A 19487-nucleotide genomic window follows, 5' to 3' on the forward strand; every position below is an offset into this window, starting at 1 on the left:
ACCGCTTACCGCTTTTTTTAACTTTTTCTGTGCGCGCTTTTGTTCTGCTTTTTTAACGTGTTTGCTGATCCACTTGGTCATTTTTACCATTAATGCTGGCGGGAAGTTATGGCCCATGCCGTTGACGATTCTTAGTTTGGCTTTACGGATTTGCACTGCTGTTAATTTTCCAGCTGAAACAGGTATCACAGGGTCAAGATTGCCGTGGATCACTAAAGTAGGCGCTTTAATTTTTGCCATTAAGTATTGCCTACAATCACTTGCTGCAATAGCAGCAAGTTGACGATTGAAACCTCGCGGGTTGTAAGCACGATCGACGCCCAAAATGGCTTGTTTACGCAGTGTTTGTTCATCTTGTGGGTAAGCAGGGCTACCAATGAGCTGGTTGAGTTTAATGTTGTAATTAATAGCACCATCACGACTGGCTTGGGCGCGACGATGTTTTGCAAGCTGTAAAAATAGCTTTAAATTAGACGCCGATAGCTTAGGTTTACTCGAACTTGACATAATTGAGGTTAAGCTCAAGACCTTTTTTTTATATTTAGCTGCGATAATTTGCGCAATCATGCCGCCCATAGATGCACCGACTAAATGCGCTTTTTTGATTTTTAATTCGGCCATTAATTCTAATACATCATTTGCCATATCATCTAAGGTGTATGGGATGCGGGATTTAATAGGTAACCGTTTATTTAGCCATATTTTGAATAGGTTAGGGCTACCAAATTGTTCAAGTTGGCTTGAAAGACCAGTATCGCGGTTATCAAAACGAATGACTCTAAACCCTTTAGCTACTAAGCCTAAATATAATTCATCAGGCCATACTGTTAGCTGCGCTCCAAGGCCCATAATCATAATGATGACAGGCGCTGATTTCTTTCCTTTATCTTGATAGCTAATTGTAATGCCACTTTTAATTTTAATCGTGCGCATATTGCGTTATGTCGATAGCTTATTTAGCGACTTATGCAAAACAGTATAGTTAAAACTCAGTAATCCTTCATGAGTAGAAATATGAATTTTTTATATCAGAATGAGAGCCGTTTTTTAATACGTTTAACCTTCAGCATGTTTTCGCAGTTCTGCTAGCATGCTTTCATTGCCAATCATTTCATCAAGTACAGAGCGGACATTATCATCACTAGTGTGCTGGTAAAGTGATAAAATATGCTGGGCAATTTGTTGGCTATTGCCATCTTCTGAGCTTTGCGATTGATAGTATTGCGATATCAAGCCTTGCCCCGCTAAACGGCGAATATAATCGTTAGACTCATGCTGCAGTAGTGAAGTAAAGCGCTCAGTCAGGCGTTGATCGAGTACGGGTGCTTGAGTTATGACTTCAATGGCTTGGATTTTGAATTTCTCATCATCACTATTAGCGGCCAGCTCTAAAATATTATCGACTACCGCAAAGTCATACTCAGGTATTTTTGATTTATTCAAAATATACATATTCATTTGTAGTTGAGTTAGGGCTGCGAGTCTATCGATGTCTGTGGCATTTGGGTCGAGTATTTGCTCTCGTAATTGTGTGGTTATTTTTTTCGCATAGTCAGAGTCTGACTTTATGCGTAGTTCATAGTCTTGTGGTAAGTCGGCATAAAAACCGTAAAGTGGGTTGCTTTCACGCATTTCATCTATTTCTTGCTGTTCTTTTTCCGTCAGTACAGCAAGCACTAACTCCTTAAAGTCATCGTTATTATATTCTTGATCTATAGAAGTATTTTTTATTTTTAGGCTAGTCACTTGTCGCTGTAAAGATATTATTTTGTTATGCAATTGGGTAACTGAAAGTTCGTTGCCGTCATTATTCAGTGGCATATTAGTAACAATGATCGATGACTGTTCAGTGCTACTTTTGTCGTTAGGTAAACTCACTGATTTGAAAAATGTACCGTAACACGAGACCACAAGTGCGGCTGAGGCAAGGGCTATTGCGACTGATCCTTTACTAATAGGCATGTGGTGGAGGCTCCATATTTGAAAAGGCGTAATTTACCGCTTTTGGGGCTATAAGTCTGTTAAAAGATGTAGAAAGTTAAGTGTGCTTCAGCGTATTATAATTTATTCGCTAAGTATGATTGATAACGAAGATTAATTTTATTTTTAATTAAGCAAGGAGACTCTTCTCTTTGCAAACATCATGTTGTTTGGTCGTTGTATACAGCACGGAAAAGAAAAATATGAATATACTTAAGTGGTTTTTTATTGCGTTGTTTTTGCTCCTATTGGGGTGCGCAACAAAGCAAGAAAAGGTTAAAAAAGACAGTGTCAAAAAAGCAACCCTCAGCATCGCAGAAAATCGCAAACCGCTTGGTAAAGTTGGTGTGATTACGCTGATTGGTGATAACTTACTTTGTACGCATACAGGGGTTACGGTATTCAGCAATGAACGGCAGTTGTATGCGCTCCCTACGGATTTAAATGAGCTGCTAACGCAGCGGATAATTGCGCGCTTTGCTGGTTTTGATACCACATTAGTGCCGTTAAATAAGCAATCTATGTCGATCATTAATACTGATGTAGGCGTCTCGCGATGGAGCAACATTGAGTTTAATAATCAACAAAATGTAGACACGGTTTTGATTTTCAGTGGCGCGTTTAAATATAGATCTAAAGACGGTTATTATAAAGATGAAAATGCGCTTCATACCTATGCTGAGTTTTTTGTATATGATGTGTCTTCAGGTGATTTACTAGCTGAGTCAACGCATTACCAGTACAACTTGTTTGACGCGTTTAGCTGTACACAAAGCACATTTGCGACAACAGGAGCGATGTATGAGTTGATTAAAATGGCAGGGTCCACGTCTCAAGAGAAATTGATAAATGAGATTTTTCAGCCATCAAAGAGTAATTAGGCCCTGAACCTCAGGACCTAATTATTTATCAATTAATGTTTTTTTGCATACTGTTCGGCTTGTTGCCATACGCGCAGCACATTGCCACTGAGGATTTTTTTGATATCTTTGTCACTGTAACCACGATCCATTAATCCTTGCACTAGATTCGGGTAGCTAGATACATCTTTTAAGCCTACTGGCAGTGAATCGCCAACACCATCGTAGTCAGAGCCGATGCCAACATAATCGATACCAATTAGCTCAACAACGTGATCGATATGCTCAAGTACTTGCTCAAGACTCGCAAATGGATACGGGTTTTTAGCACGATACGCGGCATCAAAATCTTGACTTAATTTAGTGCCTTCTTTTTTTGCCGACTCTTTTTTACTCTTTAACTGCTTGCCCCAATCACCTGCTTTAGCGGTTACAAAGCTTGAACCAAAGTTTATTTGAATAACCCCGCCGTTCTTTTTCAGCGCTAGTAGCATATCGTCATCCATATTACGCTCAAAACCAGGCGTATATTTGCGCAGTGATGAGTGTGAGGCAATAACCGGTGTTTTAGATAGCTCCATTACTTGATAAAACGCATCATCTGAAATATGTGAAACATCAATCAGCATGCCAATATTGTTCATCTCAGTAACCAGTTTTTTACCAAATGGGCTTAGACCTTTCCATTTACGGCGAATATCATAAGATGAATCTGAAATATGGTTGCTTTGTGAATGAGCAAGGGTGATATAGCGTACACCACGATCAAAAAAGTGCTGTAGGTTTGCCATGTCACCTTCAATTGGTGAGCCGTTTTCCATCCCCATTGCTATCGACATTTTGCCTTGTTTGAACTGCTTTTTAATATCATTCGTTGAATCGGCAATAGCAAATTTGTCAGGGGCGCGCTGGGCAATTGCTTCCATACTATCAATGAGTTGATTTGCTAGCTGAAAGCTTTTACCTTTCCCTTCAAACTCCAAATGCGCAGGAATATAAATCGACATAAATGGCGCATTTAAGCCACCTTTAACTGCGCGTGGGTAGTCAAAATCACCGTCATCAGTGGCTTTAGTAACATCAGCCCATTTAGCATGAATACGGTACGGCACATCGATATGAGTATCGATTAAAATAGTGTCTTTGGTGAGTTTAATTGCTTTAGCTGATGCGCTAATGTCTGCACCTTGCACTTGGCTTGATAAAGCAAGTGCAACGGCAATAACTACTGAGCTTAGTTTTATCATTTTTAATGGCTCTTTTAGTAAAAAAGCCATTGTCTATTTTTACAACTAGGGTTACAAGTTTACTCGTTAAATTGTGTTTCACTTTGCAGTGCTTTAAATTCACCTTTAGAAATAATAGTAACTGATTCGTGCAGTTCTGAAAAAAACACCATGGCATCGCCATTTTGTAGTTGTTGTTTTACTTGCGCCACTTTACTTTCAATACTGAATTCTTGCTCACCGTAATCGGTGCCTTCACGTAGCACATAACTTTCAATTAAATTGTATAGAGTGTCTTTATCTAGTTGCTCATGGGGAATGATCATAGCTGCTCTTTTTTGACGATTTGGGTGAAGAAATCTGGCACTACATGCTCTAACCAATAAATCGGTTTAAATGGATTTTTTCCACTTATAAAGCCAACATGGCCGCCTTTTTCTGAGACTTGCAGCGTAACATGCTCACTAACATCTTGCCTACTGGGTACAGCTTTAATTGACAGCATTGGGTCGTCTTTCGCATGAACAATTAATGTGGGTGTTGTAATGTGTTTTAAATAAGGCTTAGCGCTGGCTTGTTGATAGTAATCTTCAGCACCAATAAAACCATGTAAAGGAGCTGTCAGTTTATCGTCAAACTGCCATAAATCATCAATTTCCATTAGCTGATCTGGTGTTAAATCAATCTGTTTTGTGATTTGCGGTAATTTACGCTGCATCGATTTTTTCATGCGATCGAGTAAATACTTTTGATAAATCTTAGCCAAACTTTTACGAATAACTTGGCATGATGGCGACAAATCATAAGGAGCTGAAACAACCGCCGCGCCATCAAGTAAACATTGTTCGCCTTGTTCACCTAAGTATTTGGCCAGTACGTTACCGCCGAGTGAAAAGCCAACTGCAACCATCAAGCGATCTGGAAACTGCTGCTTAAGTTGTTTTATAAAAAAATCGAGATCGCCGGTTTCGCCACTATGATATGCACGGGGTAGGCGGTTAACTTCAGTAGAACAGTTACGAAAATGCATTAAAACAACACTAAACCCCTGCTTTTTGAGGGCTTTCATCATGCCTTTTGCATAAAAGCTATTGATATTACCTTCCAGGCCATGCAATACAATTGCCAGCGGCGCGTTATCGTTTTTGGGTTGTGACCAAGCGAGCTCTAAAAAATCGCCGTCGGGAGTATCAAGCTGCTCTAATTGGTAGCGAGTATTATGAAAAGGCCGAAAAAACCGTGGCATAATGGTTTGCACATGGCGATTAGTCATCCACCAAGCTGGCTTGAAATCTGTAGACATAAGTTAAAACATGTTTAGCTAATAGAATCGCTAGTGTAACAAACTTTTAATAATAAAAAGCCCCTAATCAAATAACTTGATAGGGGCTTTGTGCGTCGTGCTTAATTCTGATTGGGTGTTTTGTCGTCATGTACTTTTTTGATAAAAAAGTACACAAAGAAAAGGCATAAACTGATCACTACTCCCAGAAAACCAAATGATAAAAATAGTACTGGGTCACTAAAAAAGTCTCTGAAGAATACGTCCATAAATGCCTCCTAATGTCTATGGATTAATGATAGAGACAGTTTGACTAGGTTGTTATGATCCAGATCAAGCTATTTTCCTAAGTTGATTAGCAGTGATACAGAAGTTGATTTGGATCAAATCAGTTAGCGAGTTTGCAAGGAGAAAGGTTAAAGTGGCAAAGCTCTAGGGAGCTTGCGGGTCATTATTAATGAAAAAACTGGAAAGCTACCAGTCTTTGCATTTTTATTTTAAACTGTATTGGTTATAAAAACTGTAATACAGGGGGAGATCTTGAGGGTTACGCGGATAGTTAAATACACTTTAGTGATGGCATTTTTTTATGTAATTTTAGGTTTCTTAACATCACAAGTTATCAATATGGTTGCGAGACTAACCTTTGAAGACTTTTTCGTAATCCAGTTAATCCCCTCAGCTTTCTTATCCATATTCATGTATGGGGTTATGGCTTACAGAAGTTCAAGCCATAATTGGCAATATGCATTTGCAGTTTATGTGTTGGGGTTTTTATTTAGCACTGCGATCACTTCGTTTATTTTGCAAGAGTTGTTTATCCCGCCAACTTTAGCTTTTGAGCTACCTATTTTACTTTTAAGTACAGTTATAGGAACATTAATAGGTATCAGGTTGAGAACCAAAAATAACAACAAGCCTACAGCCGCCGAATTCAAGCGCTAATACACGACCTACAAATGCGCTAGTATATTTTACTGGCTTTTCTTTAAAGCGTAGCGCCTCGAAACCCTCATTGTGGATAAATTACTTTAAAATTTTGTACAAAAAAAGACAGTGAGACAGATAAAAATATATTCGCAGCTAAAGCTGGCTCCTACAGGTATGAATATCCGTGGGCAATGGTTTTAGACATGATTGCCCTAACTATACCCCAAACACAAGTTCGCACCGAGCTGCTTATAGCTTAAGCAAATACAACCTAATATTATTCGGCTCCGGATGCGTAGCTAATCTAAATTTATTTACCGCATCTATCAACATCTCTTGCTGTTGCTTTTCTAGCTTTAACTCGGCGCTGAGTAGGTCTTTACGAATTGCAGCATAATCTGCAATCTCGGTGTGGTTGGTTTTTAAATAGCCGCGGGCGGCACGCAGTGGTTGTAATACCTGCTGATCAAATTCACTAATACATTGCTCAAGTTTGTTTAACTGAGTTTGGCTAATTGCTAGATTGAGAGAGTCTAAATAATACAGTAGCAGGCACAGGTTAACGTTTTTACCTTGCTGGTTTTGGTAATCTAACAGGCGTGCTTGCATGTCACCTTCGCTATAAAGCTGACATGCAAATTGCCAAAAGTCGTTGCTGTTAAGCAAGTTCATTGGCAAACGCCTGTTCTTTTTGTTCCATCTCCTCAAGGGCCATTAATAGCTCCTCTTCGATGTCATTTACTTTCGGTGTTAATGTCGCTTGTTTAGCTAGTAATTCTTTGAGTTTTGCTTTGTTGTCATCGTTATAAAGCTCGTTATCGCCAAGTGCTTGTTCGATTTCAGCTAATTCGGCTGAGTGTTTATCAAGTTGCTTTTCAAGCTTTTCGATGTGCTTTTTAAGTGGTTGTGTGGCTTTTCTAAACTCTGCTTCTAGGCGTTTTTGCTCTTTACGGTTAACGCTTGAATTTGCTTTTGGTTCATTGTCATCTTGAGTGGTTTTTGCCGCTTCTTTATTAGCGTTAAGTAGCCATTGATAGTATTCGTCTAAGTCGTAGCCAAACTGGGTTACTTCACCGTTATCCACTAAGTAATATTCGTCGGCGGTATTTTTTAGCATGTGACGGTCATGGGAAACGGTAACCATCGCGCCTTCAAACCCTTGCAACGCCATAACTAAAGCATGACGCATTTCTAAATCAAGGTGGTTGGTTGGCTCATCGAGCAGTAATAAGTTTGGTTTTTGATAGACCAACATTGCGAGTACTAATCGGGCTTTTTCACCCCCTGAAAACGGTGCTACGGGCTCAAGGGCTTTATCACCAATAAAGGCAAAACCACCTAAAAAGTCACGCAGTGATTGCTCGGTGGCTTTAGGATTTAAACGCTGCAAATGGGTAATCGCGCTGGCTTTTAAATCTAGCGATTCCAATTGATGCTGAGCAAAGTAACCTATGTTTAAGCCCTGATGTTGGAATACTTCGCCTGCTTGCGGTTGTAAGTCGCCAGACAATAATTTTATTAAGGTTGATTTACCTGCGCCGTTACGGCCAAGTAGGGCAATGCGACTACCAGGGACTAAGTTAAGTTTAATACTATTTAAGATTGTGACATCGCCATAGCCGGCTTGAGCTTTATCGAGTGTCATCAATGGGTTTGGTAGTGCGGTAGGCTCTGCAAATTCAAAGTCAAAGGGCGAGTCAGCATGAGCTGGTGCGAGCTTTTCCATACGTTCAAGCGCTTTAACGCGGCTTTGTGCTTGCTTGGCTTTACTGGCTTTGGCTTTAAAGCGGGTAATAAATTGCTCAAGGTGGGCAATTTGATCCTGTTGTTTTTCAAACATCGCTTGTTGTTGTAATAAACGCTCTGCTTTTTGACGTTCAAATTGCGAGTAGTTGCCTTTGTAAACATTGATCTTTTGCTTGTCGATATGCCAAATTTGGTCAACTACAGCATCGAGGAATTCACGGTCATGCGATATCAACACTAAAGTACCGGTGTAAGCGCGTAAAAAACGCTCCAGCCAGTACACCGCATCTAAATCCAAGTGGTTAGTTGGCTCATCCAGTAGCAGCAAGTCGGCATCACGGATCAGCGCTTGGGCAAGGTTTAAGCGCATTCGCCAACCACCGGAAAAATCACTAACGGGGTTTTCAATTTGGTTATTTGCAAACCCTAACCCGTGAAGTAACTCGCCGGCTTTGGCTTCTATGCTATAGCCTTTAATGTGCTCAAGTTGTATGTGCACTTTGGCTTGGGTATCGCCATCATCATTTTGTTCGGCTTCGCGCAGCGCAATACGCATGGCGTAATACTCAGGATGACCTTGTAATACATAATCAATTGCGCTGATATCTAGCGCTGGCGTTTCTTGTTTTACCGAGGCGATAGACCAGTCTTTAGGGATACTGCAATTACCTGCATCAAGCTGTAGTTCAGATTTCAATAAACTAAAGAGTGTTGATTTACCGCAGCCATTGGCGCCGACTAGGCCAACTTTGTGTTCTGGAAATAATGTAGCTGAGGCATCTTTAAGGAGTGCTTTACCGCCGCGAAGTAATTCAATTTCTGAGATCTGGATCATGTAGTCTGCGCTTTACTGTGCCTTTGTGAACTTGACGCTATCATAGCACGGAAGCTGGACTATATTTCAATCGTCAGCGTATCAACTGGGTAGTTATTGGGTTAAAATGTAGCAAGTTTCTTTTCAAACTGTGGGAAAACGTAGTGAAACAGAAAAAACGATTTATTGCTGGGGCAACCTGTCCAGAGTGTAAAACCATGGATATGATGATGCTTTACAAAGAGCACGATGTAGAGAAAGTCGAATGCATGCAGTGCGGCCATAAAATGGCACAGCCAGAGCAGGCTGTTCAGGCATCAACACGCCAATTTGAACAAGTCATTGGCGTGTTTAAACCGGGCGATTAAGCGCCCGCAACCATCAATAGTGTGGCGGCGGAGGTTCTGGCGTGTCTGACATCATCATAGATGATGCTTGCGACTCTTTAATTTTTTCAGCCAGTAGCTCTGTTTGGCGCTTCATTTTTGCCAACAGCTGCTGGTGAACTTTTATTTCATCATTTAAAATTTCAATCGTTTCGTCTTGAAAAGCCACTTTGGCTTCAAGTTCTGTTAAGCGATGTTCAATTGTGTTCATTTTTTTCTCGTCTAGTAAAGCGCTCAGCGATCCCACTGGAGCTTTCGGTTAACAACGCAGTATCGTTGTCAGTAAAAGCGACATCAAGTACCACTGCTGATTTTGGTCTACTGCCTTCTCGCGGTGTTACATGCCAACTTTGAATTTGTTCACCACTGGATAATTGCCATAGGTCCACTAAGCGGTTAGGTGAGCCTGTTGCCAGCAAGGTGCCTGCTTCATTAAAGCGTACCGCAGTAAAAATTCTCTGGCGGGCAATATACTGCAGTTTACTAACAAGATCACCTGTTGTCAGCTGCCATACATGTGCTTGTGTCATACTGTCTGCGGTAAATGCATAGCGACCTTGCGGATCTAAGGTCACTTGGGTGACACGACTTGGATGGTTAAAGCGATGGATCACTTGTCCGGTACGAGTATCCCAAAAGTACGCCGCATAATCGTTGGAGCCACTGAGAGCAAAATTTCCGTTGGGCGATAAAGCAACTGCGTTAATTTTTTCTTGGTGACCAAGGAACTCAATGCGTCTACCGGTCTCTAAGTCGAGGTAAACAACAACGCCATCGCTACGACCGTACAAAACACTGCGGCCTTGGTTACTAATGGCGATATCACGAATAGTGGCGGTTTTTATTTTGTAGTAGCCGGTATTTTTGCCAGTGGCAATATCCCATACTGCAAAAGTGGTTTTTTCAGCGGTAACAGCGTGGCTGTTGTCATAAGCGATAGCCACGGTATGTACTAGGCTATCGGCGTCTTGTTGCTGAAACCATTGGTATTTTAGTACTTGCTGTTGATTATCCCATAGGGCGACCCCATGGTGTATAGATGAGATCAGGCTGTATTTGCCATCATGAGATATTGCGGAGGCGAACGCGCCTCTGGCTGCATGCTCATAGCTTGCAGTGGCTTGGTCTTTTTGTTCTGAGCAGGCAATCAGCAAGGTGCAGCACAGAAGATACAAAAAAGTACGAAATATCGACATATTACAGCTATTTCCCCTTAACTCTTAGTGATTGAGAGGTTAGACTAGGGCTCGTGAAGGCCTAGGTTGTTTATCTAATTAACGTGAAAGTGAGCGTATAGCCTACAATCAGAAATTAGATAAGTAGCCTACCATGGGCCGTTAACCTTTAACTAGTAATAATACAATAAATGACATCTGCAAAGTGTGTCGGAGATTTAAAATGAAAAAGACGATTAAATTGTCATTGATTGCAGCGTCAGTTTTAGCGCTAACAGCTTGTAATCAAGAAGCAAAACAAGAACAAGCACCTGTTAAACTTGAAACTGAAGTACAACAACAAGCATACGGTATTGGTGCATCTGTTGGTAACTTCTTAAATAAAGATTTAGCTGATAAAAAAGAGTTAGGCATTGAGCTTGACCAAGCACTATTAATTCGTGGTTTTGAAGATGCCCTTGCTGGCGACGCAAAAATTGACGAAGAGAAAATTCGTGAAGTATTAACGGCACTTGATACGTCAGTACGTACTAAGCAAGAGCAACATGCCAAAGTAGAAGCTGAAAAAAGCCAAGCTGAAGGTGAAAAATACCTAGCTGATAACGCTAAGAAAGAAGGCGTAACAGTAACTGAATCAGGCCTACAGTACGAAGTGATCACTCAAGGTGATGGTGAAATGCCAGTAGCAACTGACGTAGTTAAAGTACACTACAAAGGCACACTACTTGACGGTACTGAATTTGATAGTTCGTATGCTCGTAACGAACCAACGACTTTCCCACTTAACCGCGTAATCGCTGGTTGGACTGAAGGTTTACAACTTATGCCTGTAGGTTCTAAGTATAAGTTTACTATTCCAGCAGAACTAGCATACGGCGATCGTGACTTAGGTAAGATCCCAGCTAACTCAACACTTGTTTTTGAAGTTGAATTACTTGAAATTCAAAATGAAGAGCAAGCAGCAGCTGCAGAGTAATTATTTATTCTGTGCGAGAAGGGGGCTAATTAGCCCCTTTTTTTGTTGCTAAAATCTTAGCTGAAGGCGGTTTCTTTCATAGTCAACGTACCTGTATCAGCATTGAGTTCGATTTGCGTACCGACCGGTAATATGAACTGTCGTTTTATATGGCCAATCATCGCCCCTCGGTAGGCAGGGATAGCCAGCGGTTTTATATAATCTGCAAAAATTTCATCTAGCGTCAATGAGCCATAGCCATTTCCCGGGCTGCAATCGTTACAGTCACCAAATACAAACCCCGCTATTTTGTCCAGTGCACCCATTAGTTTTAAAGTGCTGAGCATGCGGTCAATCCGATAAGGTGCTTCATCAATGTCTTCTAAAAATAAAATAGCCCCGTCAAATTGTGGTAAATAAGTTGAGCCAGCCAGCGCTGTTAGTACAGTTAAATTACCGCCGATAAGTTGTCCAGTCGCTTTACCTGGTGTGATGGTTTGGGTGAGGTATTGGCTATTAACCAATTCATCCTCGGCTTTTGGCAAGTTGCTAAAGTGCATGCGGGTTTGTTGCTCAAACATTTGTTTAAATTGTTTAACATGAAATGGATTCCAATCACTAGAGGCGTTAGGTCCATGAAAACTAACAATACCGGCTTTAGCTAGTAACGCGTTATGAAGTGCGGTGATATCTGAGTAGCCCATCAGCGGTTTGGCGTTAGCACGGATCATGGCATAATCCAGTAGGGGTAAAATACGTGCCGCCCCAGAGCCACCTCGTAAGCAAAAAATAGCATCAACACTGCTGTCGTTAAACAGCGCATTAAGATCGTCTGCACGTTGTGTATCAGTGCCCGCAAGGTGGCCACGTCTAGCCATAATATTAGGTGCTAACTTAGCATTATAACCAAGCGCTTCAATTACTTGCTTAGCTAAAATAATGTCTTTTTGATTTGCTGTTGCTGCTGATGGGCTAGCTACACCAATTGTGCCTCTGCTTGGTAAGGCGTTCGGCTTTTTTAAACTTAGTGCAGTTTGACTTGATAGGTTAGCTGCTTGAGCGCTATTGCCTGCGAGTAACCCTGCACTGAGGAGTGATACAGATTTCAAAAATGTACGTTTATTCATGGCGAGCCTTTGTAGTTTTAATGCACAATAAGGCTATAATTACATCATTGAAATATAAATTTCAATTTTATGGGGTGTTATGGGAATATTAAATTTATAGATGGGTAAGAAAAGACTTAAAGTAAACAGCAAACAAGGAGCTTAGCTCCTTGTAACGTAATAATTGTGTGTATTATCTAGGTGTGATTAGAATATAAATTATCAATCAACTCATCTTCTAACTCAAAACGCAGCTCAAGTGTTTCACCAAGTTTTGATAAGTCGTCATCAAAATCATTGAGTAAATCTTCTTTATCCACCTCTGCATATTTGTCATTAAAATCAAGTGCAATGTCAGTAGTTTGCGAAATTCGTGGATAAAGTTCATTGGCAAGCTGCTGGCTGTTAGGGCCTTTTTGCTCACATGCCTTGGCAATGTCGTCATACACTTCAAAGTGACCAGCAGATAAATAATCCATCAATAGTTGGCAAAAATTTTGGATCTGTAATTGGTCAGGTAAGGCATGGTCTTTTTTATCATACGGTGAAAAGCCAGCAATACGACAATATAAAACTAATAGCTCTTGGCGTTCTGAGAGCCATTTGTCGATCACGGTGTGGCTACCACCCCATTTTTGTTGAGCTTTTTCCAAACGCGTCAGCATTATCATTCTCCTTAGCTGGGTTGGTTTCTTCTATAACAATGAAATATGCCGCAAAGATCAACACATTTTTTTTATAATTTTGTAATAAAACAAGAACTATATGATATATAAACAGTTTTTTAATAAAATACAAATCGTTTATATTGTTTCAGGCAAGAAAAAACCACCATAAAGGTGGTTAATTTCTTTTTCCATGACTTGTTTAAACAAGCTTTCTTATTGTTATTAGAAGATTTTTATTTTTATTGTTATGTAATTTTTATTGTTTTTATTGTTAACGCGGGACAAGTTATACCAAGGTTTTTACTATGTTGCAAACATATTAATAAAAAATTTCAAATGTTATTGTTTGTTGTATTAATTTTGTACCAAGCAAGCATCTTAAAATAGATTATTAATCTGTATCAATACTAAGGTTAATTAGTGCCATAGCGATAGAGAGGTGTGCGATATGGTGATACAATCTGCGCAATATCTATCAGCTTTAGGATCCTTTACGCTATGAGCGAATTAAAAAACGACCGTTATTTACGTGCACTACAAAAACAGCCAGTTGATGTGACTCCGGTATGGATGATGCGCCAAGCAGGGCGTTACTTACCAGAATACCGCGCAACTCGTGCACAAGCGGGCGATTTTATGAGCCTGTGTAAAAATGCTGAGCTCGCTTGTGAAGTAACATTACAGCCGCTGCGTCGTTACCCATTAGATGCCGCTATTTTATTTAGTGATATTTTAACGATTCCAGATGCGATGGGCTTAGGTTTGTATTTTGAAACCGGTGAAGGTCCTAAATTTGAGCGTCCAATTTCATCACTTGCTGATGTACAAAAAATTCCAAAGCTCGATCCAACAGATGAGCTTGGTTATGTTATGAATGCCGTAAGCACGATCCGTCGTGAGCTAAAAGGCGAAGTACCGCTAATTGGTTTCTCGGGTTCACCTTGGACACTTGCTACTTATATGGTTGAAGGCGGGAGCAGCAAGACCTTTGGTAAAATCAAAAAAATGGCGTTTGCTGAGCCAAAAACACTGCATTTGTTACTTGATAAGCTTGCTGATTCAGTGATCGATTATTTAAATGCACAAATTAAAGCCGGTGCGCAGTCTCTAATGGTGTTTGACTCATGGGGCGGTGTATTGAGCCCGCGTGATTATAAAGAGTTCTCATTGCAGTACATGCACAAAATCGTTGATGGTTTAATTCGTGAATACGATGGCCGCAAAGTGCCCGTTACGTTATTTACTAAAAATGGCGGTCAATGGATTGAAGCGATAGCAGCAACGGGTTGTGATGCAATTGGTCTCGATTGGACAATTAATATTAGCGATGCTAAGCGCCGTGTCGGCGACAAAGTAGCTCTGCAAGGTAATATGGATCCATCAATGTTACATGGCACACCAGATCGTATTCGCCAAGAAGTAGCGACTATCCTTGAAGATTTTGGCACAGGTGAAGGTCATGTATTTAACTTAGGCCATGGTATTACGCCTGATGTTGATCCTGAAAACGCGGGTGTATTTATTAATGCCGTACATGAGTTTAGTGCGCAATATCATAAGTAACTGCAGCTGTAACAAGCACTGTCATTTATAATCAAAAAAGCCCGCTTATCAGTAAGCGGGCTTTTTATTAGCTGTCTCAACGTGTTTATTTAAACAGTCGATTCAAACCATTTAACGCCGCAACACGATAGGCTTCAGCCATAGTTGGGTAGTTAAAGGTGGTATTTACAAAGTAATCAATATTATTGCCGCCATTTTTTTGTTCCATAATGGCTTGGCCAATGTGCACGATTTCAGAGGCACGCTCGCCAAAACAATGCACACCCAGTACTTCTTTGGTTTCAGTGTGGAATAATATTTTTAAACTACCCACTTCGGTACCAGCAATCTGTGCTCGCGCTAAATGTTTAAATTGAGCTCTGCCGACTTCATAAGGGATTTTCGCGGCGGTTAACTGCTGCTCTGTTTTACCTACTGAGCTCATTTCAGGGATGGTATAAATACCTGCCGGAATATCAATAATTAGTTTTTCATCGCAATTACCACAGGCAATTGCATCGGCAGCAATTCGACCCTGATCAAACGCTGCACTAGCAAGACTTGGGTAGCCAATGACATCACCAACGGCATAAATGTTATCGACCTCGGTTTGGTAAGTTTCATTAACTTTTAACTGCCCGCGGCCATCAGCTTTTAAACCAACCGCTTCAAGATTAAGTCCGTCAGTGTTGCCGGTGCGACCATTGGCAAATAAAATACAGTCAGCTTTAACGCGTTTTCCTGATTTTAAATGCATAACAACGCAATCATCACGGGTTTCAATGCGGTCAAACTCTTCGTTATGGCGGATCACAATGCCGCTATTCCAAAAGTGATAGCTTAAAGCATCTGAGATTTCAGCATCCATAAAGGCGAGTAAGCGGTCGCGAGTATTAACTAAATCGACTTTTGCACCTAAACCTTTAAAAATAGACGCATACTCACAACCAATGACACCAGCGCCGTAAATAAGCACACGATGAGGGTCATGCTCTAGGCCTAAAATAGTATCGCTGTCGTAAATACGAGAATGGGTAAAGTCGACTTCAGGTGGGCGATAAGGGCGAGAACCTGTAGCAATAACAATGGTTTTAGCAGTTAGTCGTTCGGTTGACCCATCAAGACGTTTAATTTCAATTGTGTGCTTATCAACAAAGCTAGCATCACCTTGAAACATATGAATGCGATTACGATCGTAAAAGCTACTGCGTAAATTTGATTGCTTAGAAATAACCGAGCTGGCGTGGCGCAAAATATCAGGAAACGTTAACCTACTAGGGCGCTCACCCACATTAAACAATGGGTTTGCTTTGTATTCTATGTAGCGGCTAACAGAGTGACGTAGTGCTTTTGAAGGGATAGTACCCCAATGTACGCAACCACCACCAACGGCAGCTTGGCGTTCGATAACGGCCACTTTTTTGTTGCTTTTAGACAGGTTCATGGCGGTACCTTCACCGCCAGGACCTGTGCCTATAATAATTGCATCATATTGAAATGATGGTTGTTCTTGCTTTACTTGTTGTTTGGCCACAGCCACTCCTACATTAACTAAAAGAGGCTTTTAATAACCTCGCATTGAGTGCAAGCCACGCCTGCTTTTGATTTTCCCAGGCTGCTTCCAACTCATGATATTGTGTCATTAAAGCTGATTTTTCGCATTGTTGCAGCATGTTATTCTTTTTAACTTCTAAAACTTGCTTTTTTAGTGCGCAAAAGTGTTGTAGCTTTTTCAGCAATAAATCGTACTCTTGCTGCAATAATGTAAGCTTATCTTGCGCTAAAGGCAATTTCGCTAAACGGTTTTGCGTTCTATTCATTAACGTTTCGGCTTTGGCTTTTTCGATGCGCTCAACCGGCGTACGTTTTAATTTTTTAGCAAGTCCAACAGCCGCAAAAGCGCGGATCATCCATTTTGTGGGATCATAATGAAACCATTTTATGCCATTGCGATAATCACTGGCAAAAATATGATGAAAGTTATGGTAACCCTCGCCATAAGTAAACAAGGCTAGTACCCCGTTATCACGAGCAGTGTTTTTTTCGGTGTAAGGTCGAGAGCCCCAGATATGCGCCACCGAATTAATAAAAAAGGTGAAATGCTGGCTCAATACCAAACGCAACAATCCAGCTAACAACAGCATGCCAATTACATCACCAATTATTAAACCCAGCAGGGCAGGGATACCAATATTAGTTGCTAATACTAATTTCATATAATGACGGTGTTGCCACATCACTATTTTATTGCGTTGTAAATCACGACAATTACTATAATCACCATAACTGTCGCCTTGGTAATCGCGTAACATCCAACCTATGTGGCTATACCAAAAGCCATTAGTTGCTGCATAAGGGTCTTTTACAGGATCATCAACTTGGCCATGATGAACGCGGTGATCGCTGCTCCAGTGCAGCGCACTATTTTGTAGTGCAAAAGCACCACCTAGAGCAAAAAAGGCTTCTACAACAGGATGAGCGTCGTAAGTTTTATGGGCCCATAAGCGATGGTAGCCTGCGGTAATTGACATACCAGCATAAAACATACAAGCAACAAATGCGATCCAATGACTACTGGTAAAGCCATGGGTAAACCCATACCAAGGCACTAATGTGGCAGCAGCCAAAAAAGTAATACTAAAAAATAGGACATTGGTCCAAATAATCGGTGGTTTTTTCATCTTTTCAAATCTGAGCGTACACTTGTAAGCTAAAATAATATTTCATTCTCTTGCCGTCAAGTATTAGACTGGAGAATTAAGATAAAAATCACCATAAATTGATTTAAATTAAATCAGGAGTAGTTCATGTCGGGTGTTCGCGCGCAACAGAAACAAAAAACACGACAAGCTTTAATTGAAGCGGCATTTAACCAATTAAGCGCCGATCATAGCTTTTCTAATTTAAGTTTACGTGAAGTTGCCCGTGAAGCAGGTATAGCACCAACCTCATTTTACCGCCACTTTAAAGACATGAATGAACTGGGTTTAACCATGGTCGATGAAGCCGGTTTAACGCTGCGCCAGCTAATGCGCCAAGCGCGCCGCCGTATAGCCAGTGGCGGTAGCATTATCACCACCTCGATTGTTACTTTTATGGAGTTTATTGATAACTCCAGTAATCAATTCAGATTATTACTGCGTGAACGCTCCGGCACCTCTAAAGCATTTCGTGCCGCTGTAGCCCGTGAAATTAAACACTTTATTTTAGAGCTTGCTCATTATCTTGAAAGCGAAACCCCGTGCGATGCAACTCATGCGTATATTCAAGCAGAGGCTATGGTCACGCTAGTATTTAATGCCGGTGCTGAAGCATTAGACATAGAAGGGCAACAACGAGAAGAGTTAGTCGAGCGTTTAATTTGGCAATTACGCTACATTACTCGTGGCGCTAGTAATTATGTGCGAGAGAATAAAAACACAAGTGAATAATAACACAAGTGAATAATCAGCATAAATGCTTGTAGATTTTTTGTTCCTACTTCTTTATTATTGCAAGCTAAAGTTTATACTTAAAAAATTAAATCTCTGCATTAGAGAAAGCGAGGATGCACATGCTCACCAAGGACGCGGTGAACTTTCAACACGCCCATATTTTTGATGAAATAAAAGATGAAGCAACCGAACCTGTTGTAACGTTTGCGTACGTCAGGCGAGCTGAATTCTTTTTATTACCGAAAAAACTACAACGGCTTATTCAAGATAATCAGTATGGTGTAATTGATAAACGCCAAGCCGCACGGCTACGTGATGATCCCCGCAGCCAATTTTGGGCAAATGAAAAAACATGGCGAAAAGTCAGCTACAACACCTATAGAAATACCGCGCAAGGCTTAGCTGTTTATCCAAAAGATCCTGTGAGTACCACTAAGTTTTCGTCATCCGGTGGAGCTAATGCCGCACCTGATTATTCGGCTTCGGAGCATTTTTTAAGTGACTCCAACCAAGCAAACTTCTTAGCAAATCCAGCGCTACTCAATAGCCAGTATGGAGAAGGCCAAGCAAAGTATATTGCGCAATCAATGCAGCAAAATAGCCGTGCTTTAAAGCCAACAGTTGTTGAAGTTCACTTACCCGCAGTATGTATATATAAGCCTATTTTGCAAAGTACTGTATTGCTAAAAGCGTCGCATCAAGTTAGGCAAAATTTTTCAAACCATCTTTTACAAGCAAGCGAAACCGTAGAGCAGCTCGCCGAGCAATATACCGGCTATAAAAATGCCAATTTGATTTACGACTACAACCTAGGCTTTAGTAATCGCAAACCAGCCAAACCCGGCACTAGCTTACGCGTGCCCGATGGATGGAAGCTCAATATTGAAGGCTCAAGCAGCAACAGCCGCAGCGTGGTTATTAAGTGGCAAGGGCCAACCAGCGGGCAAGTAACCTTACAACTCGATAAAAAACGCCCTGACGAAGTCTCATTTTGGCAGCATTTTTTTGCTGTAAAGCCCGGACTTTATAACGTTATTGTCACTGCCAGCGGCGCAGTAGATACCACTACCTTTACCGTTGAACAGCCCGCGTTAGGCTACGAAATTGAATTGCGTGATGAAGCCGGCGAGCCGCAAGCGAATATGGGGTACAAAATTCGCTTACGTAACGGCCATGTTATCACCGGACAGCTCGATCAAAACGGCTACGCCAACGTATCAGGCCCTGATTTTGAAAACGCCAAAGTCAGCTTTTTTGCACTCGCCGATCACGATTGGTCAGTAGGCAACATCACCTAAACGTAGACTTGCTCTGGCGATATTTATATTTAGGGATAAGGATATTTCAATGACACAACAACACACCGTCGCACAAGGCGAAACA

General features: G+C 41.0%; 19 protein-coding genes. 6 read left to right on the top strand and 13 right to left on the bottom strand.

Going from position 1 to position 19487, the window contains the following annotated elements:
* Both H5158_RS20375 and H5158_RS20380 read right to left on the bottom strand, forming a co-directional pair.
* Nucleotides 1-933 (bottom strand): alpha/beta fold hydrolase (locus H5158_RS20375; RefSeq protein ID WP_182740770.1); only part of this gene is annotated, 933 nt, incomplete at its 3' end.
* Nucleotides 934-1056: 123 nt separating this feature from the next.
* A complete protein-coding gene (locus H5158_RS20380) occupies nt 1057-1962 on the bottom strand; it encodes a hypothetical protein (RefSeq protein WP_182740771.1) in 906 nt (301 codons plus the stop codon).
* Nucleotides 1963-2183: 221 nt separating this feature from the next.
* On the opposite strand from H5158_RS20380, the gene H5158_RS20385 reads away from it, so the two are divergent.
* Nucleotides 2184-2861 (top strand): hypothetical protein, encoded by a 678-nt coding sequence (locus H5158_RS20385; protein WP_182740772.1) that lies wholly within the window; start codon nt 2184-2186, stop codon nt 2859-2861.
* 32 nt (nt 2862-2893) lie between these two features.
* On the opposite strand, the gene H5158_RS20390 is transcribed toward H5158_RS20385, so the two are convergent.
* From H5158_RS20390 to H5158_RS20410, 5 genes are all read right to left on the bottom strand, one after another.
* Nucleotides 2894-4087, bottom strand: coding sequence for a dipeptidase (locus tag H5158_RS20390; RefSeq protein ID WP_145242390.1), 1194 nt, complete (start codon nt 4085-4087; stop codon nt 2894-2896).
* A gap of 59 nt (nt 4088-4146) precedes the next feature.
* On the bottom strand, nt 4147-4392 hold the full coding sequence (locus tag H5158_RS20395; RefSeq protein ID WP_145242392.1) for a YheU family protein: 246 nt from the start codon (nt 4390-4392) through the stop codon (nt 4147-4149).
* On the bottom strand, nt 4389-5369 hold the full coding sequence (locus H5158_RS20400; RefSeq protein WP_145242394.1) for a hydrolase: 981 nt from the start codon (nt 5367-5369) through the stop codon (nt 4389-4391). The genes H5158_RS20395 and H5158_RS20400 overlap by 4 nt, the downstream gene beginning before the upstream one ends.
* Before the next feature lie 1158 nt (nt 5370-6527).
* Complete coding sequence (locus tag H5158_RS20405; RefSeq protein WP_182719572.1) at nt 6528-6950, bottom strand: TIGR02444 family protein; 423 nt, start codon at nt 6948-6950, stop codon at nt 6528-6530.
* Nucleotides 6937-8859, bottom strand: a complete 1923-nt coding sequence (locus H5158_RS20410; RefSeq protein ID WP_182740773.1) for an ATP-binding cassette domain-containing protein — start codon at nt 8857-8859, stop codon at nt 6937-6939. Before H5158_RS20410 ends, H5158_RS20405 begins: the two co-directional genes overlap by 14 nt.
* A 143-nt stretch (nt 8860-9002) precedes the next feature.
* Between H5158_RS20410 and H5158_RS20415 the strand changes: the two genes are divergently transcribed.
* Nucleotides 9003-9206 carry a YheV family putative zinc ribbon protein gene (locus H5158_RS20415; protein WP_029216159.1) on the top strand — a complete coding sequence of 68 codons (204 nt, stop codon included), beginning with the start codon at nt 9003-9005 and terminating at the stop codon, nt 9204-9206.
* 13 nt (nt 9207-9219) lie between these two features.
* On the opposite strand, the gene H5158_RS20420 is transcribed toward H5158_RS20415, so the two are convergent.
* Nucleotides 9220-9435 (bottom strand): SlyX family protein, encoded by a 216-nt coding sequence (locus H5158_RS20420; protein ID WP_182719570.1) that lies wholly within the window; start codon nt 9433-9435, stop codon nt 9220-9222.
* A complete protein-coding gene (locus tag H5158_RS20425) occupies nt 9422-10420 on the bottom strand; it encodes a WD40 repeat domain-containing protein (protein ID WP_182719569.1) in 999 nt (332 codons plus the stop codon). Before H5158_RS20425 ends, H5158_RS20420 begins: the two co-directional genes overlap by 14 nt.
* Nucleotides 10421-10622: 202 nt before the next feature.
* On the opposite strand from H5158_RS20425, the gene fkpA reads away from it, so the two are divergent.
* On the top strand, nt 10623-11375 hold the full coding sequence (fkpA, locus tag H5158_RS20430) for an FKBP-type peptidyl-prolyl cis-trans isomerase (protein ID WP_145242404.1): 753 nt from the start codon (nt 10623-10625) through the stop codon (nt 11373-11375).
* 56 nt (nt 11376-11431) lie between these two features.
* On the opposite strand, the gene H5158_RS20435 is transcribed toward fkpA, so the two are convergent.
* Together H5158_RS20435 and rsd are read right to left on the bottom strand one after the other, a co-directional pair.
* Complete coding sequence (locus H5158_RS20435) at nt 11432-12481, bottom strand: LD-carboxypeptidase (RefSeq protein ID WP_145242406.1); 1050 nt, start codon at nt 12479-12481, stop codon at nt 11432-11434.
* 176 nt (nt 12482-12657) lie between these two features.
* Nucleotides 12658-13125, bottom strand: a complete 468-nt coding sequence (gene rsd / locus H5158_RS20440) for a sigma D regulator (RefSeq protein WP_145242408.1) — start codon at nt 13123-13125, stop codon at nt 12658-12660.
* 501 nt (nt 13126-13626) lie between these two features.
* Between rsd and hemE the strand changes: the two genes are divergently transcribed.
* Entirely contained in the window at nt 13627-14691 is a 1065-nt protein-coding gene (gene hemE, locus H5158_RS20445; RefSeq protein ID WP_149980407.1) for a uroporphyrinogen decarboxylase, read from the top strand.
* A gap of 85 nt (nt 14692-14776) precedes the next feature.
* Here the strand turns inward: hemE and sthA are convergent, their stop codons facing one another.
* Together sthA and H5158_RS20455 are read right to left on the bottom strand one after the other, a co-directional pair.
* Nucleotides 14777-16204, bottom strand: coding sequence for a Si-specific NAD(P)(+) transhydrogenase (gene sthA / locus H5158_RS20450; RefSeq protein WP_145242412.1), 1428 nt, complete (start codon nt 16202-16204; stop codon nt 14777-14779).
* 13 nt (nt 16205-16217) lie between these two features.
* Nucleotides 16218-17351, bottom strand: coding sequence for a fatty acid desaturase (locus H5158_RS20455; RefSeq protein WP_145242414.1), 1134 nt, complete (start codon nt 17349-17351; stop codon nt 16218-16220).
* Nucleotides 17352-17477: 126 nt separating this feature from the next.
* Here H5158_RS20455 and fabR point away from each other — a divergent pair, with 126 nt between their 5' ends.
* Together fabR and H5158_RS20465 are read left to right on the top strand one after the other, a co-directional pair.
* The gene (gene fabR / locus H5158_RS20460; protein WP_182719645.1) at nt 17478-18101 is read left to right on the top strand and encodes an HTH-type transcriptional repressor FabR; all 624 of its coding nucleotides are present in this window, start codon (nt 17478-17480) and stop codon (nt 18099-18101) included.
* A 122-nt stretch (nt 18102-18223) separates the two neighbouring features.
* Nucleotides 18224-19402 (top strand): hypothetical protein, encoded by a 1179-nt coding sequence (locus tag H5158_RS20465; RefSeq protein ID WP_259398589.1) that lies wholly within the window; start codon nt 18224-18226, stop codon nt 19400-19402.
* The last annotated feature ends 85 nt before the right edge of the window (nt 19403-19487 follow it).

Origin of the sequence: Pseudoalteromonas sp. SR45-6, from assembly GCF_014163545.1 — a bacterium.
Lineage (GTDB): Bacteria > Pseudomonadota > Gammaproteobacteria > Enterobacterales > Alteromonadaceae > Pseudoalteromonas > Pseudoalteromonas rhizosphaerae.

Excerpts from the sequence above, each read along its gene's own strand:
- H5158_RS20380 (WP_182740771.1), bottom strand. The coding sequence starts at position 1,962 with ATGCCTATTAGTAAAGGATCAGTCGCAATAGCCCTTGCCTCAGCCGCA.
- H5158_RS20385 (WP_182740772.1), top strand. The coding sequence starts at position 2,184 with ATGAATATACTTAAGTGGTTTTTTATTGCGTTGTTTTTGCTCCTATTG.
- H5158_RS20390 (WP_145242390.1), bottom strand. The coding sequence starts at position 4,087 with ATGATAAAACTAAGCTCAGTAGTTATTGCCGTTGCACTTGCTTTATCA.
- H5158_RS20395 (WP_145242392.1), bottom strand. The coding sequence starts at position 4,392 with ATGATCATTCCCCATGAGCAACTAGATAAAGACACTCTATACAATTTA.
- H5158_RS20400 (WP_145242394.1), bottom strand. The coding sequence starts at position 5,369 with ATGTCTACAGATTTCAAGCCAGCTTGGTGGATGACTAATCGCCATGTG.
- H5158_RS20405 (WP_182719572.1), bottom strand. The coding sequence starts at position 6,950 with ATGAACTTGCTTAACAGCAACGACTTTTGGCAATTTGCATGTCAGCTT.
- H5158_RS20410 (WP_182740773.1), bottom strand. The coding sequence starts at position 8,859 with ATGATCCAGATCTCAGAAATTGAATTACTTCGCGGCGGTAAAGCACTC.
- H5158_RS20420 (WP_182719570.1), bottom strand. The coding sequence starts at position 9,435 with ATGAACACAATTGAACATCGCTTAACAGAACTTGAAGCCAAAGTGGCT.
- H5158_RS20425 (WP_182719569.1), bottom strand. The coding sequence starts at position 10,420 with ATGTCGATATTTCGTACTTTTTTGTATCTTCTGTGCTGCACCTTGCTG.
- fkpA (WP_145242404.1), top strand. The coding sequence starts at position 10,623 with ATGAAAAAGACGATTAAATTGTCATTGATTGCAGCGTCAGTTTTAGCG.
- H5158_RS20435 (WP_145242406.1), bottom strand. The coding sequence starts at position 12,481 with ATGAATAAACGTACATTTTTGAAATCTGTATCACTCCTCAGTGCAGGG.
- rsd (WP_145242408.1), bottom strand. The coding sequence starts at position 13,125 with ATGCTGACGCGTTTGGAAAAAGCTCAACAAAAATGGGGTGGTAGCCAC.
- hemE (WP_149980407.1), top strand. The coding sequence starts at position 13,627 with ATGAGCGAATTAAAAAACGACCGTTATTTACGTGCACTACAAAAACAG.
- H5158_RS20455 (WP_145242414.1), bottom strand. The coding sequence starts at position 17,351 with ATGAAAAAACCACCGATTATTTGGACCAATGTCCTATTTTTTAGTATT.
- fabR (WP_182719645.1), top strand. The coding sequence starts at position 17,478 with ATGTCGGGTGTTCGCGCGCAACAGAAACAAAAAACACGACAAGCTTTA.
- H5158_RS20465 (WP_259398589.1), top strand. The coding sequence starts at position 18,224 with ATGCTCACCAAGGACGCGGTGAACTTTCAACACGCCCATATTTTTGAT.